Raw genomic sequence first — 15,377 nt, 5'->3', positions numbered from 1 at the left:
GAGCAATGTCGCCGCCAGGCGACGTGCCGACCCCCCCAACCCCCTCAGGAAAACGCCGCAACATTCCCCTTAGCCCATTCCGCAAACGAAACCCCCGGCCGCCCCAGCAACTCCTCCACCACCCCAGTCGGCTCCTCCGGCCGCTCCGCAGTCTCCGCGAACATCCCCAGCAACCACTCCGCCACCCCCTCCGGATACCCCGCCCCGGCCCACTCCGCCGCCTGCTCCTCCGGCGTCAACTCCACAAACCGCACCGGCTCCCCCAGCGCCTCCCCGATGACCGCGACCATCCGCTCGAGCGAAATCCCCTCCGGCCCGCTCAGCTCGTAAGTCCGCCCCACATGCCCCTCCCCGGCCAGCACATGCGCGGCCACCGCCGCGATATCCCCCAAATCGATCGGCGTCTGCGTAGCCCCCGGATAAGCCGCTCGGACCTCCCGGCGCTCCCGGATCGACTCCGCCCACCCCAGCGAATTGTTCATGAACGCCCCCGGCCGCAAAAACGTCCGGTCGAACCCCGCCGCGTCCACCGCCGCCTCGACCGCGCCGTACGTGTGCCCGCTGGACGCTGAATGCTCTTGCCCGACGCTCGACCCGGACAACGCGACCACCCGCCGGATCCCAGCCTCCCCGGCCAGCTCGCAAAACCGCGAAACAGTCCGCGCGTACGGAGCCAAATACACCGCTTCGACCCCGCTCAGGGCAGCCTGCAACGTCGAAGGCTTGGCCAGCGACCCGACCACCACCTCGACTCCTTCAGGCAGCGCCGCCCGCTCCGGATCCACCGTCAGCGCCCGCACCGGCACCCCGCGAGCCACCAGCTCGTCGACCACCAGCCGTCCGACGCTGCCGGTCGCACCCGTCACCAGAACCGTCATGCCCCCACCTTCTCGTATGGCGTACGAACACAACAAGCGTACGGCATACGAGAATTCAGTGCCAGTTCAGCCTCGCGAGTGCCCATCCCAGCGAGAAGGGGCACTCACGAGGTGATGGTCGGCAGCTCCGGTGCGGATACGTCGTAGACCTTGCCCTGCTGCGTCAGCAGCGCAGCCAGCACCTTCGCCTTGCGATCGGTGTTCTCCGAGTTCCCCCACCGCACAGTCTTGCCGGTCGAGAGCGTGAACTCGACGCTCGCCGGAGTCTGCGCGGTCACCGTCTTGGTCTGCTTCAGCAGCTGTTCCGGCAGCACCCCGAGCACCGCGGTGACCGCGCGGGTGACCGGATCGTCCACCGACACCTTCGGCAGTTTCAGCTCGGGCAGCCCGGCCGGCCGGGTCTTCACCGTCTTGAACACCACGCCGCCGCCGTCGACCAGGTGCACCCCGTCGCCGCCGGGGCCGCTGTCGAAGAACGCGATCGCGGTCCGTTCGGTCACCGCGATCTCCAGCGTCGTCGGCCACGACCGGGACACCTCGACCGTCGCGATGCCCGGCATCTGGGCCACCCGGTCGCGGATCCCGTCGACGTCCGCGCGCAGCATCGGCTGCCCCGGCGGCACCGCGGCGGTCGCGCGGATCTGGTCCGCCGACACCGTTTTCGCGCCCTGCACCTCGATCGTCTTCACCGCAAGCAGCGAGCTGAAGAACAGCAGATAACCCAGCGCCAGCAAGGTGACCACGGTCAGCAGCGCCACCCAGCGGCGGCGGATCTCCCTGCCCCGGGTGGGCCGAGTCTTCCGCGCCGCGGCCCGCTTCGCCCGGCCCGAACGCGCGGCGGTGCGGGCGCGGGTGCGCTGGCGTTCCTCTTCGGTCCGCCGCCCCCGTCGTTCCCGGGCCAGGGCAGCACGCTGTTCCTCGCCCGCGCGAGGCGCGGGCGCGCGACGGCGCTGCCTGGTCCCGGTCATGCTCCCGAGGCCCTCCGGTCCAGCTCGGCCAGGATCTCCGGGCCCAGCTGCGTCACGTCGCCCGCGCCCATGGTGACCGCGAGGTCGCCCGGCCGCACGAGGTCCGCGACCAGGCCGGCGGCCACGTCGAAGGCGGGCTGGTAGTGCACCGGCACGGTCACCCGGTCGGCGATCAGCGCGCCGGTCACGCCCGGCACCGGCTCCTCGCGCGCGCCGAAGACGTCGAGCACCACGACCTCGTCGGCCAGAGACAACGCCTCGGCGAACTCGGCCGCGAAGGTCTGCGTGCGCGAGAACAGGTGCGGCTGGAACACCACGACGACCCGGCCGCTGCCCGCGGCCGTGCGCACCGCGCGCAGCTGCGCGGCCACCTCGGTCGGGTGGTGGGCGTAATCGTCGTACACGCGGACGTCGCCCGCGCGGCCCTTGAACTCGAACCGGCGGCGCACCCCGCCGAACGCGGCGAGCCCGGCGGCCATGCCGTCCAGCGGCGCGCCCAGTTCGAGCCCGGCGAGCAGCGCGGCGACCGCGTTGAGCGCCATGTGCTCCCCCGGAACCGCGACCCGCAGGTCGTGTTCTTCGCCGTCCAGCGCGATCCGCACGACACCGCCGTCCGGCGCGGGCGCGTAGTCGAGCACGCGCACGTCGCCGTCGCCGGAAGCGGCACGGCCGTAACGCCGCACCCGCACGCCGGCCGCGGCGGCCTCGTCGCCCAGCCGGGCCGCGCCCTCGTCGTCCGCGCACACGATCAGCAATCCGCCCGGCTCGATCTGGCCGACGAAGTCGCTGAACACCTTCACGTACGCCTCGGCGGTGCCGTGGTGGTCGAGGTGATCGGGCTCGACGTTCGTCACCACCGCCACCGACGGCGTGTACGTGAGGAAGGAACCGTCGCTCTCGTCGGCCTCCGCGACGAACACGCCGCCCTCGCCGTGGTGCGCGTTGGCCCCGGATTCGTTGAGGTCGCCGCCGATCGCGAACGACGGGTCCATCCGGCAGTTCTGCAGCGCCACGGTGAGCATCGAGGTAGTCGACGTCTTGCCGTGCGTTCCGGCGATGCACGCGACGCGGTGCCCGGCCATCAGCCCGGCCAGCGCCTGCGCCCGGTGCAGCACCGGGATGCCGCGCTCGCGGGCCGCGGCGAGTTCCGGGTTGGTCTCCTTGATCGCGGTGGACACCACGACGGCTGACGGCGGTTCGCCCAGCTCGGCGAGGTTTTCCGCGGTCTGGCCGACGAACAGCGTCGCACCCTGCGCGCGCAGCGAAAGCAGCGCGCGCGACTCCTTGGCGTCCGACCCGGACACGGCCGCGCCGCGGGCGAGCAGGATCCGCGCGATGCCGGACATCCCGGCCCCGCCGATCCCGATCAGGTGCGCCCGGCGCAGCTGCGCGGGCAGTTCGGGCGTGTCAGGCACCGGCGGCCTCCAAAACGATGCGGGCGAGGGTCTCGTCGGCCTCGCGGTGGCCGAGCCCGACGGCGGCCGCGCTCATCGCGGCGACCCGGCTGGCGTCGGTCACCAGCGGGATCACCAGTTCGGCGACCTTCTCCGCGGTGAGGTCGGCGTCGGCGACCATCAGCGCCGCGCCCGCGTCGACCGCGGGCTGGGCGTTGACGGCCTGCTCGCCGTTGCCGTGCGGCAGCGGGACGAACACCGCGGGCAGCCCGACCGCGGACACCTCGGCCGCGGTCATCGCGCCGGACCGGCACACCACCGCGTCCGCCGCGGCGTAGGCCAGGTCCATCCGCTCCAGGTACGGCACCGGCACGTACGGCGGGCGGCCGGGAAACTCTTGCACCACAAGGGAATTCTTCGGTCCGTGCGCGTGCAGCACGCCGACGCCGGCCTCGGCGAAGTCCTTCGCCGCACCGGAAATCGCGGAGTTGATCGACGCCGCGCCCTGCGAACCGCCGAACACCAGCAGCGTCGGCGCGTCCGGGTCCAGCTCGAAGAACTCGCGCGCCTCGGCGCGCAGCGCGGCCCGGTCCAGCGAGGTAATCGAGCGGCGCAGCGGAATGCCCACCACCTCGGCCTTCGGCAGCGGCGTGCCCGGCACCGCGACCGCGACGCGAGCGGCGAACCGCGCGCCGACCTTGTTCGCCAGCCCAGCGGATTTGTTCGCCTCGTGCACCACGATCGGCACGCGGCCGCGCGCGGCGAGGTACGCCGGCAGCGCGACGTAACCGCCGAAGCCGACCACGACGTCCGCGTGCACCCGGTCCAGCACCTCGCGGGTGCGGCGGACCGCGTCGCGCACCTTCAGCGGCAGCCGCAACAGCTCCGGCGTCGGCTTGCGCGGCATCGGGACCGGCGGGATCAGCTCCAGCGGGTACCCGCGCGCGGGCACGAGCTTGTTCTCCAGGCCGCGTTCCGTGCCGAGGGCGATCACCTCGGCGTCCGGGCGCAGCCGCTTCACGGCGTCCGCCAGCGCGAGCGCGGGCTCGATGTGCCCGGCGGTGCCCCCGCCTGCGACCACGACGACCGGAGCCCGGCCCGCTGCCGACCTCTCGGTTCCCTTGACGGGCTTGCTCACCAATGACCTCTCCGGTTCGCGGTGCCCCGGGCACCGCGGTTCCCTGTAGTCCGCCGCGCCGACCGGCGGCGTTCCTGTGCCGGCGCCGGCCGGGCCGCACGCGGCGCCGGCCGGGCTGCCCTCGTCCCGCTCCCTGCCGTGCGAGTTCCCTTGCGGGAGGACGGCGGACGGTACGGATCGGGCGCGGGCAGCCGCAGCAGGCGTCCGAATTTACCCGGCCCGTGCGAGCGCAGTGCGGCCACCGCCTCGGGTTCGTGCCGCGCGGCGTTGGCCAGCACGCCCATGATGAGCATGGTGATCACGAGCGACGTGCCGCCGTAGGAGATCAGCGGCAGCGTGACGCCGGTGACCGGCAGCAGCCCGACCACGTAGCCGATGTTGATGGCCGCCTGCGCGACGAGGAACACCGTCAGCGTGCCCGCGACGATCCGGATCCACGGGTCGATGTTGCGGGTGGCGATGCGCAGGCCGACCACGGCGATGCCGGCGAACAGCGCGAGCACCACCGCGCAGCCCACGAAGCCCAGTTCCTCGCCGATGAGGGCGAAAATGAAGTCGTTCTGCACGTTCGGCAGATAGCCCCAGTTCGACGCGCCCTGCCCGAGCCCCTTGCCGAACAGCCCGCCGTCGGCGAGCGCGAGCTTGGCCTGGTTCGCCTGGAACCCCTCGGCCGAGGTGTCGGCGTCCGGCGACAGGAACGACATCACCCGGGCGAGCCGGTAGGGCGCGATGATCGCCAGCACCAGCACGCCGCTCAGGCCGCCGGCCAGGATCACCCCGAAGAGCCGTTTCGGCGCGCCGGCGAACCACAGCAGGCCGAGCAGCACCACCGCGAGGGTGATCGTGCCGCCGAGATCGGGCTGCAGCATCACCAGTGCGAACATCAGCAGCGCCACCGGCACCACCGGAACCAGCAGATGCCGCCACTGGTGCAGCACGTTGTACTTGATCACCAGGATGTGCGCGCCCCAGAAGGCCAGCGCCACCTTCGCCGCCTCGACCGGCTGGAAGGTGAACACGCCGAGCTTGAACCAGCCCTGCGAGCCGTTCACCGTCGACCCGAGCGGCGTCAGCACCAGCAGCAGCAGGCCGAGGCAGGCCACCGTCATGGTCGCCGACATCCGGCGGATCCGCTCGAGCCGGACCCGCAGGCCGACCCAGAACACGACCCCGCCGATCGCGACGAACATCAGGTGCCGGAAGAACAGCGAGTACACGCCGCTGCCGGTCTTCGGGTTGTAGGAGGCCACCGACGACGCGGACAGCACCATCACCGCGCCGATCACGGTGAGGATGCCGGTCAGCGCCAGCACCAGGTGGAACGACGCCAGCGGCCGGGAAAGCCAGGCGGTCAGCGCGATCCGGAGCGCGACGAACGGGCTTTCCTTGCGGGCGCGCCGCGGGCGGGGCTTCTCTCCGTCAACGACTGTCATCCGCCGCCCCCGCCGCGCCGTCGGCCAGAGCGCGCACCGCGGCTTCGAACGCGTCGCCGCGCGCTCCGTAGCCGCGGAACATGTCCAGCGAGGCGGCGGCGGGCGCGAGAAGCACCACGTCACCAGGACGAGCCAGGGCGCTGGCCGCATTCACCGCCGCAGTCATGGGCTCATCGTCACCCGGAAGGAGGCGGTTGACCGGGACATCCGGCGCGTGTCGCGCGAGAGCGGCTTCGATCACGGGTGAATCGACGCCCAGCAGGACCGCCGCGCGCAGCCGAGGGCCGACCGCGGCGACCAGTTCGTCCACCGACGCGCCTTTGAGCTGCCCGCCGGCGATCCAGACCACGCTTTCGTGCGCGAGCAGCGAGCCGAGCGCGGCGTGCGGGTTGGTGGCCTTCGAGTCGTTGACGTAGCGGACGCCGCCGCTCTCGGCGACCTCCACCGCGCGGTGCGGCGCGGGCTGGTACTCGCGCAGCCCCTTCCGCACCGCTGCGGGCGTCACGCCGTGTGCACGGGCCAGTGCGGCCGCGGCGAGCGCGTTCGCGAGGTTGTGCGGGCCGGCCGGGCGGACGTCGGCGATCTCGGCCAGCTCGTCGGCGCTCGTGTCCGGGTCGGCCCCGAACGCGCGGTCCACCAGCAGGTCTTCGACCAGGCCCAGCTCCCCGGCGCGCGGGGTGTCGAGCACGAACCCGATCCGCCGCGCGTCCCCGGGCGCGTGTTCCTCGGCGAGCCGCGTGGACCACGGATCGTCGACGTTGTGCACGACAGCCCGCGAATGACGGTGCGCGCGGCCCTTCGCCGCGGCGTACTCCTCCATCGAGCCGTGCCAGTCGAGGTGGTCCTCGGCGAGGTTCAGCACCACCGAGGCGTCCGGCGCGATCGTGGACGACCAGTGCAGCTGGAAGCTCGACAGCTCGACGGCCAGCACCTGATGCCCGCCGCGGACCGCGTCGAGCACCGGGTAGCCGACGTTGCCGCAGGCCACCGCGTCCGCGCCGGCCGCGCGCAGGATCGACTCCAGCATCCCGACCGTGGTCGTCTTGCCGTTGGTCCCGGTGATCACCAGCCAGGCCGGCGGATGCTCGCGCAGCTGCCCGATCCGCCACGCCAGCTCGACGTCGCCGATCACCTCGACGCCCGCCTCGGCCGCCGCGACCAGCAGCGGGGACGACGGCCGCCAGCCCGGGCTGGTCACCACGAGCGCGGTGTCCGCCGGGGGCTCGGTCAGGCCCGGCGCCAGCTCGGCGTCCAGGTCCTTCAGTTCGGCGAGCCGCTCGGCATTGCCGTCGGTGACCGTGACCCGCGCGCCCAGCTCGCGCAGCACGGGGACGACCGACTTCCCGGTGACCCCCGCACCCGCGACCAGAACGTGTTTGCCGTCCAGCTCCAGCACGGATCAGCCCCCGAAGTTGAGCTGCTCGCTGTAGAACAGCCCGAGCCCGAACATGCAGCAGATCGCCGAGAGCAGCCAGAACCGGATGATCACCGTGGTTTCCGCCCACCCGGCCAGCTCGAAGTGGTGGTGGAACGGGGCCATCCGGAACAGCCGCCGCCGCGTCGTGCGGAAGACCGCGATCTGCGTGACCACCGAGATCATCTCGACCATGAACAGGCCGCCGATGACGATGGCGAGCAGTTCGGTGCGGGTGGTCATGGAGAGTCCGGCGACGAGGCCGCCGAGGGCGAGCGACCCGGTGTCGCCCATGAAGATCTTCGCCGGGGCCGCGTTCCACCACAGGAACCCGATGCAGGCCCCGGTGGCCGCCGCCGCGACGACGGCGAGGTCGAGCGGGTCGCGCACGTCGTAGCAGGCCGGCAGCGGCTGCGTCGAGCAGGAGAGCCGGGCCTGCCAGAACGAGATGACCACGTACGTCGCGAGCACCATCGCCGCCGCGCCGCCGGCCAGCCCGTCGAGGCCGTCGGTGAAGTTCACCGCGTTCGACCAGCCGGAGATGACGATGTAGCAGAAGATCACGAACACGACCGACGGGAACGTGATCAGCGCCAGGTCGCGGACGTAGGACAGGCTCTGCGAGGCCGGGGTCAGCCCCTGCGCGTCCTTGAACTGCAGCGACAGCACCGCGAACAGGATGGTGACGACGAGCTGGCCGACCAGCTTCGCGGTCTTGTTCAGCCCGAGGTTGCGCTGCTTGCGGATCTTGATGAAGTCGTCGAGGAAGCCGACCACGCCGAGCCCGACCGCGAGCATCAGCACGAGCAGGCCGGACGCCGAGGGCGCGGCCGAGCGCGAGTTGCCGATCCACGTGATCAGGTGCGCGACGAAATAGCCCGCGACCATCGCGATGATGATCGCGACGCCGCCCATGGTCGGCGTGCCGCGCTTCGACTTGTGCCCCTGCGGGCCTTCCTCGCGGATCTCCTGGCCGAAGCCCTGCCGCGAGAAAACCCGGATGAGGTAGGGCGTGAGCAGGATCGAGACCAGCAGACCCGCCGCGGCCGCGATCATGATGTTGATCACGCGTGACCACCGTTCGAGCGTTCGGAATTCAACGTGGAGGAGGGACCGGGGCCGGTTTCCGGATCGGCCAGCAGCGCTTCGGCCACCCGCCAGAGACCGGCGGCCTTGGAGGCCTTGACCAGCACCACGTCCCCGGGACGGAGCTGATCATGCAGTACGGCGGCAGCGGCCTCGACATCGGGTACCAGCACCGACTCCTCGCCCCAGGAACCCTCCTGGAGCGCGCCCTGGTGCATGGCGGCCGCGTCCTGGCCGACCACGACGAGCTTCTCGATGTTGAGCCGGACCACGAGCCGCCCGATCGAATCGTGCGCGGTCACCGAGTCCTCGCCCAGCTCGCCCATCACGCCGAGCACCGCCCAGGCGCGGCGGCCGGAACGGCTCATCGAGGCCAGCGCCTTCAGCCCGGCCCGGACCGATTCCGGGTTGGCGTTGTACGAGTCGTTGAGGATCGTGACGCCGTCCGCGCGGGTGGTGACCTCCATCCGGCGCTCCGAGCGCCGCTGCAGCGACGACAGCCGCTGTGCGATCTCCTCGGTGGTCGCGCCGAGCTCGCGCGCGACGGCGGCGGCCGACAGCGCGTTGCCGACGTGGTGCTCGCCGTGCAGCGGCAGCGTCACCTGGGCCTCGCCCTCGGGCGTGATCAGCCGGAACGACGGGCGGGCCTCGTCGTCGACCGTGATGTCGGCGGCCCGGACCTGCGCCCCGGCCGACTCCCCCACGCCGACGACGCGGGCCTTCGTGCGGCTCGCCATCGCCGAGACCAGCGGGTCGTCCAGGTTCAGCACCGCGAGACCGTCTTCCGGCAGCGCTTCGACCAGCTCGCCCTTCGCCTTCGCGATGCCCTCGCGAGAGCCGAACTCGCCGACGTGCGCACTGCCGACGTTGAGCACCGCGCCGATCCGTGGCGGGGTGGTCGCGGCCGCCTCGGCGATGTGCCCAACCCCGCGCGCGGACATCTCCAGCACGAGGAACCTGGTCGACGCGTCGGCGCGCAGCGCGGTCCACGGGTGGCCCAGTTCGCTGTTGAACGACCCAGGCGGCGCGACCGTCGGGCCCATCGGCTCGATCAGCTGCGCGATGACGTCCTTGGTCGAGGTCTTGCCGGACGACCCGGTGACGCCGATGACGGTCAGCCCGCCCGCCGCCAGCCGGTCGACGACGTGCCGCGCGAGCTTGGCCAGCGCGGCCAGCACGGCGGCGCCGGAGCCGTCGGTGTCGCCGGTCAGCGCGACCGACCCGGAGTTGCCCTGCCCCGGCGGCAGCGGCGGCACGACGATCGCCGGAGCGTCGACCTCCCGCGCGGCCAGCACGCCCGCCGCGCCGGCTTCGACCGCCTTCGCGGCGAAATCGTGCCCGTCGACGCGTTCGCCGGGAAGAGCGAGGAACAGCCCGCCCGGGCCGAGCTCGCGGGTGTCGAATTCGACGCTGCCGGTCACGACAGCGGATCCTTCGGTGCGGTGCAGCCTGCCGCCGACGACGTCGGCGATCTCGGCCAGGCTCAGCTCGATCACGCGGTCACCTCGAGACGCTTGCGGATGGCGGCCTCCAGCTCGTCCCGGTCGGAGAACGGGTGCACCACACCCTGGGCCTCCTGGCCGGTCTCATGGCCCTTGCCTGCGATCAGGACGATGTCGCCCGGCCCGGCGGCCGACACCGCGTGCGCGATCGCCTCGCGCCGGTCGCCGATCTCCAGCACCTCGCCGCCCGCCGCGGGCCCGACGGCGCGGGCCCCGGCCAGCATCGCGGCGCGGATCGCGGCCGGATCCTCCGAACGCGGGTTGTCGTCGGTCACGATCAGCAGATCGCTGCGGCGCACCGCGGCCTCGCCCATCATCGGGCGCTTCGCGGTGTCGCGGTCGCCGCCGCAGCCGAGCACGGTGATGATCTTGCCTTCGGTGCGGGCGCGCAGGGCGTCGAGGCCCTGTGCCACCGCGGCCGGTTTGTGCGCGTAGTCGACCACCGCGGTGAACTCCTGGCCGAGGTAGACCCGCTCCATCCGGCCGGGCACCTCCACCGCGGCGAGCCCGGCGACGATGTCGTCGGCATCGATGCCCGCGCTGTCCAGGATCGCCGCCGCGAGGACCGCGTTGGCGACGTTGAACGTGCCCGGCAGCGGGATCTTCGCCGCGCGGCTGAGCCCGTCCGGCCCGAGCAGCGTGAAGGTCTGCTCCCCGGCCGGGGTCGCCTCGATGTCGGCGGCCCGCCACAGCGCGTCGGCCCCGGCTTCGATCGACACGGTCACCGTCTGCGGCGTGAGCAGCGCCTGCCCCCACGCGCTGTCGACCACGACGACCTCGGTCGTGGACCGGCCGTCGAACAGCAGGGACTTGGCGGCGAAGTACTCCTCCATGTCCTTGTGGAAATCGAGGTGGTCCTGCGACAGGTTCGTGAACGCGCCGACCGCGAACCGGGTGCCGTTGACCCGGCCGAGCGCCAGCGCGTGGCTGGACACCTCCATCGGCACGTGCGTCACGCCGCGCTCCAGCATCACCGCGAGCAGCGCCTGCAGGTCCGGGGCCTCCGGCGTGGTGAACCCGCTGGCCAGGCGCTCGCCGGCGATGCGGGTCTCGACCGTGCCGATCAGGCCGGTGGTGCGCCCGGCGGCGCGCAGGCCCGCGTCGACCAGATAGGAGGTGGTGGTCTTGCCGGAGGTGCCGGTGACGCCGAGGACGGAAAGGTGCAGCGACGGCTCGCCGTAGATCCACGCGGCGATCTCGCCGAGCGCGGCGCGCGGGTCCGGGTGCACGAGAACGGGCACCGGCGCGTCGCGCAGCGCGGGCCGGTCGGCTCCGCTCGGGTCGGTCAGGACGGCCGCGGCTCCGGCGGCGAGGGCCTGGTCGCTGAAGTCGGCTCCGTGCGCGCGGGCTCCGGGGAGGCCGGCGAACAGGTCACCGGGGAGCACGTGCTGCGCACGCAGCGTGGTGCCGGTAACGGTGAGGTCGGCGGCCTCGGGACGGTCGGCGATGAGCCGGGCTCCCGCACGGGCGAGCAGAGTGGCCAGCGGGACCGGGTCGATCCGGGCCGGCCGGGGCGGCGCGGCGGCTGCCTTGGCCGGGCTGTCCGGCAGCGACGCGGCGGCGGGCCCGCTTCGGGGCTGGGACGAGGACACGGACACGCCGGAGAGGTTACCGAGGCCGGATCCGGGTGACCCAACGCGGTACGGCGAACGCGCGCGGCCGCCACCGATGTGCTATATCGACCGCTCAAGATCGTTGCGGCACAAGCCTTTCCTCGGCCCGCACCGGCCCGTGTGGACGATCGCCCGACCCCGCCCCAATGTGGCATTGGGTGCGTCCCGCGCACCCAATGTGGCGTTCGGTGCGTTGAGCGCACCCAATGCCACATTGGGGTCTTGTCGGCCCCAGCCTCGCGCGGCTCTCCATTCCCGCAAACGTCCGTGAAGGGCTCCTTGAAGGAATCTGATTCCCTCAAGGAGCCCTTCACGGACGTTTGCGGAGTCGCGTCAAGCCAAGCAGCCCGGCGGTCAGCCGACGACGAGCGGCACCACCGGCGACGGCCCGTCGGACAGCGGAATCTGGTACCGCTGCGACAGGTACGACGCGATGGAGTGGAACAGCGGCCCCGCGGAATGCCCGGCGGGCAGCGAGGTGTCGGGCGCGTCGAGCCGGATGCCGACGACGAACCGCGGGTGGTCGGCGGGCAGGATGCCGGCGAAGGTGATGTTCGCCAGGCTCGAGCTGTAAGCCTTGGTGCGCGGGTCGATCTGCTGGCCGGTGCCGGTCTTGCCGGAGACCTGGTAGCCCTCCAGCCCGGCCGAGGGCGCGGTGCCCGAGTTCGGGCTCTTGGCGTTCTGCACGACCGAACGCAGCATGTCCCGCACCGTTTTCGCGGTTTCCGGGCTCACCACGCGCTCGGTCTTCGGCGGCGCTTCCGGCGTCACGGAGCCGTCCGGGTTCTTCTTCGCCTTCACGATCCGCGGTTCGACGCGCAGGCCGTCGTTCGCGATCGCCTGGTACATCCCGGCCATCTGCACCACGGTCATCGAAAGGCCCTGCCCGATCGGCAGGTTGCCGAACGTGGACGCCGACCAGTCCTTGCGCGGCGGCACGTATCCGGAGCTCTCGCCGGGGAGGCCGATGCCGGTCTTCTGCCCGATGCCGAATTTCTTCAGCAGCTCCAGATACCGGTCCGGGCCGACCTGCTGCGCGAGTTCCAGCGTGCCGACGTTGGAGGATTTCGCGAACACGCCGGTGGTGGTGAACGTCTGGGTGCCGTGCGGCCACGCGTCGTGCACCGTGCGGTCGGCGACCTTGATCGAGCCCGGCACCTCCAGCGTCGAGGTGGGCGTGGCGATCTTGTTGTCGATCGCCGCGGTCGCGGTGACCACCTTGTTCACCGAACCGGGTTCGTACGGCGTGGTGACCGGGCGGTTGTTGAGCAGGTCGTCCTTGATCGTGGACGGGTCGTTCGGGTTGAACGTGCTGGCGTCGGCCAGCGCGTACACCTCGGACGTCTTCGCGTCCATGATGACCGCCTGCCCGCCCTTGGCGTTCGACTTCGAGACGTAGTCGGCCAGCTGGCGCTGCAGTTCGAACTGCAGATCGGAATCTATGGTCAGCTGGAGGTCGGAGCCCGGGACGGCGGCGGTGAGCACGTGCTCGGTGCCCGGCAGGTACAGATTGTCGTTGCCGTTCTGGGTGTTCACGATCTCGCGGCCGGGCGTTCCCGCCAGGTCAGAGTCGCGCGATTTCTCCAGCCCGATCACGCCGTGCAGGTTGTGCTTCGACACATCGGGGTCGTCCATCCGCCAGTTCGACAGGCCGACGATGTTCGACGCGAGCGTGTCGCCCGGGTACTCGCGCTTGGCGCGCTTCTCCACGCTGATCCACGCGTACTTCTTGACGATCTGGTCGGCCACCGAGGGCTCGACGTTGTCGACGAGGTAGGTGAAGGACTGCTGTTTGTGCAGCAGCGCCAGCTGTTCGGCCTCGGTGGTGAGGTGCGGGAGCTTCTGCGCGATCAGCTTCGCCGCGCCGGAGACCTCGGTTTCGAAGTTGCGGCCCTTGTCCGGGTACTTCTTCGCGTACTCGTCCATCGACTTGTGCAGCGCTTTGAGGTTCACCGACAGCGTCCGGGTTTCCACGCTGAACGCCAGTTTCGCCCCGTTGCGGTCCACAATGGACCCGCGCTGGGCCGGGATGTCGATGGTGAGCGTGCGCTGCCGTTCGGCCGCCGCGGACAGCGCGGGGGCCTCGAACCACTGCACCTGCACCAGTTTCGCGCCCGCGACCACCATCAGCACGACGAGCATGATGCGCACCGCGGAAAACCGGCTGCGCTGTCCGCCGTTGCCCCGTTTCGCGACCGCGCGGCGGGTGCCCGCGGCGTAAGTCCGCCGCGCGCTGCCCGCCGCCCGGGAACGGCTGTTGCCGCCTGCCGCCATCACTGTCCTCCTGCGGTCCCCGCGGGCGTGCCCGACAGGTCGCCTTCAATGCCGCCCTCCGGCGGAGCGGCCGGCTGCGCCGGGGGCGCGGCCGAGTCCTGCTCGTCCGGCTGGGCCTTCTTCGGTTCGCCGACCACGGTCGTCTTGCCGTCCTTGCCGACGACGATGCGCGCCGGGTCGCCGCCGGGCACCATGCCCAGCTGCTTGGCCGCGGGCGCGAGAGACGCCGGGGACTGGGCTTTCGCGACTTCGCGTTCCAGCCGGTCCTTCGTCTCCATCAGAGAAGCGCTGTCCGTGCGCAGTTTTTCGAGCCGGTACGAATCGGCGATCGCCTGCGTGGTGAACCACAGCGTCGCGGCGACGCCGACCGCCAGCAGCCCCATCATCACGAGCACGAACGACGCGCGCGACTGCGGCCAGCGCAGCTTGAACCGCGGGCCCGCGGTCTTCGTTTCGACGGTTTCCGGTTCGGCGACAGGCTTTTTCGGCGCGCGCTGCCGCAGCAGGTCGGCTCGCTGCGCCCGCCGGGCGTACGCGCGCTCGGCGGCCGTAGTGCGCCGCCGGCCCGGGGCGTCGGCCTCGGTGACGGTGTTCCGCGGCGCCCGCTCCGCAGCGGTCGACGACGAGCGGCGGGACTTCGCAGGTGCGGTCATCGCGGCTCTCCGATCCGTTGTGCTGCGCGCAACCGCACCGAGGCGGCCCGCGGGTTGTGCTCGATTTCGCTCTCGCCGGCTTTCTCCGCTCCCCGGGTGAGGAGTTTCAATTCCGGCCCGTGCCCGGGCAGTTCGACCGGAAGCCCTTCCGGCGTCCGGGATTTCGCCAGTTCCGCGAGCGCCTGCTTCACCAGCCGGTCCTCGAGGGACTGGTAGGACTCGACGACGATCCGGCCGTCCATCGCCAGCGCGCCCAGCGCCGCGGGCATCGCCCGGCGCAGCACTTCCAGCTCGCCGTTGACCTCGATCCGCAACGCCTGGAAGGTGCGCTTCGCCGGATGCCCGCCGGTGCGCCTGCTCGCCGCCGGAACCGCCGAATAGAGCAGTTCGACCAGCCTGCCGCTGCGGGTGAACGGTTCCTTTTCCCGTTCCGCCACCACGGCGCGGACGATCCGCTGCGCGAAGCGTTCCTCGCCGTAGTCGCGCAGGATCCGGATCAGCTCGCCGGGCGCGTAGGTGTTGAGCACGTCGGCCGCGGTGAACCCGGTGGTCGGGTCCATCCGCATGTCCAGCGGCGCGTCCTGCGAATAGGCGAAACCGCGTTCCGTGCGGTCGAGCTGCATCGAGGAGACGCCGAGGTCGAACAGGATGCCGTCCACTTGGGACAGTCCGAGTCCGGAAACCGCTTCGGGAAGCCCGTCGTAGACGGTGTGCACGAGATCGACGCGGTCGCCGTGCCGCGCGAGCCGCTCCGCGGAGCGCTCGAGCGCGGCGGGATCGCGGTCCAGCCCGATCAGCCGGAGCCGGGGAAAGGCGGCGAGCAGCGCGTCGGAATGACCGCCGAGGCCGACGGTCGCGTCGACCAGGACGGCGTCGCGGCCGTCCAGCGCGGGGGCGAACAGCTCGACGATGCGGTCCAGCAGCACCGGAACGTGCTCGGCTGCGTCCGTCATGTCTTCCCCCTTTCTGCCGCGTGTTTTCCGGGGAAGATGCGGCGGATGCCGTCAGGTCCCTGCCCGCCCGC

Annotated in this window: 12 protein-coding genes; all 12 read right to left on the bottom strand. The window is 71.8% G+C overall.

The window, feature by feature from the left end:
• Positions 1–44 precede the first annotated feature (44 nt).
• Complete coding sequence (locus tag ACWGIC_RS36215) at positions 45–878, bottom strand: NAD(P)H-binding protein (RefSeq protein WP_452080435.1); 834 nt, start codon at positions 876–878, stop codon at positions 45–47.
• A gap of 104 nt (positions 879–982) precedes the next feature.
• Positions 983–1,846, bottom strand: coding sequence for a cell division protein FtsQ/DivIB (locus ACWGIC_RS36210; protein WP_452080434.1), 864 nt, complete (start codon positions 1,844–1,846; stop codon positions 983–985).
• Positions 1,843–3,261, bottom strand: a complete 1,419-nt coding sequence (murC, locus tag ACWGIC_RS36205) for a UDP-N-acetylmuramate--L-alanine ligase (RefSeq protein WP_452080433.1) — start codon at positions 3,259–3,261, stop codon at positions 1,843–1,845. The genes ACWGIC_RS36210 and murC overlap by 4 nt, the downstream gene beginning before the upstream one ends.
• Positions 3,254–4,378, bottom strand: a complete 1,125-nt coding sequence (gene murG / locus ACWGIC_RS36200) for an undecaprenyldiphospho-muramoylpentapeptide beta-N-acetylglucosaminyltransferase (RefSeq protein WP_452080432.1) — start codon at positions 4,376–4,378, stop codon at positions 3,254–3,256. The genes murC and murG overlap by 8 nt, the downstream gene beginning before the upstream one ends.
• Entirely contained in the window at positions 4,375–5,811 is a 1,437-nt protein-coding gene (gene ftsW, locus ACWGIC_RS36195) for a putative lipid II flippase FtsW (RefSeq protein WP_452080431.1), read from the bottom strand. The genes murG and ftsW overlap by 4 nt, the downstream gene beginning before the upstream one ends.
• Positions 5,798–7,204 carry a UDP-N-acetylmuramoyl-L-alanine--D-glutamate ligase gene (murD, locus tag ACWGIC_RS36190; RefSeq protein WP_452080438.1) on the bottom strand — a complete coding sequence of 469 codons (1,407 nt, stop codon included), beginning with the start codon at positions 7,202–7,204 and terminating at the stop codon, positions 5,798–5,800. Before murD ends, ftsW begins: the two co-directional genes overlap by 14 nt.
• Before the next feature lie 6 nt (positions 7,205–7,210).
• Entirely contained in the window at positions 7,211–8,293 is a 1,083-nt protein-coding gene (gene mraY / locus ACWGIC_RS36185) for a phospho-N-acetylmuramoyl-pentapeptide-transferase (RefSeq protein ID WP_452080430.1), read from the bottom strand.
• Positions 8,290–9,807, bottom strand: a complete 1,518-nt coding sequence (locus ACWGIC_RS36180; protein WP_452080429.1) for a UDP-N-acetylmuramoyl-tripeptide--D-alanyl-D-alanine ligase — start codon at positions 9,805–9,807, stop codon at positions 8,290–8,292. The genes mraY and ACWGIC_RS36180 overlap by 4 nt, the downstream gene beginning before the upstream one ends.
• Positions 9,804–11,363: a UDP-N-acetylmuramoyl-L-alanyl-D-glutamate--2,6-diaminopimelate ligase gene (locus tag ACWGIC_RS36175; RefSeq protein ID WP_452080437.1), complete on the bottom strand. Its 1,560-nt coding sequence runs from the start codon at positions 11,361–11,363 to the stop codon at positions 9,804–9,806. Before ACWGIC_RS36175 ends, ACWGIC_RS36180 begins: the two co-directional genes overlap by 4 nt.
• Positions 11,364–11,780: 417 nt before the next feature.
• Positions 11,781–13,700, bottom strand: coding sequence for a peptidoglycan D,D-transpeptidase FtsI family protein (locus tag ACWGIC_RS36170; protein WP_452080428.1), 1,920 nt, complete (start codon positions 13,698–13,700; stop codon positions 11,781–11,783).
• Positions 13,700–14,353 (bottom strand): hypothetical protein, encoded by a 654-nt coding sequence (locus ACWGIC_RS36165; RefSeq protein ID WP_452080427.1) that lies wholly within the window; start codon positions 14,351–14,353, stop codon positions 13,700–13,702. Before ACWGIC_RS36165 ends, ACWGIC_RS36170 begins: the two co-directional genes overlap by 1 nt.
• Positions 14,350–15,306: a 16S rRNA (cytosine(1402)-N(4))-methyltransferase RsmH gene (rsmH, locus tag ACWGIC_RS36160; protein ID WP_452080426.1), complete on the bottom strand. Its 957-nt coding sequence runs from the start codon at positions 15,304–15,306 to the stop codon at positions 14,350–14,352. Before rsmH ends, ACWGIC_RS36165 begins: the two co-directional genes overlap by 4 nt.
• Positions 15,307–15,377: the final 71 nt, after the last annotated feature.

This window comes from Amycolatopsis sp. NPDC054798, from assembly GCF_053611505.1.
This window is presented reverse-complemented; position numbering and strand designations above follow the sequence as displayed.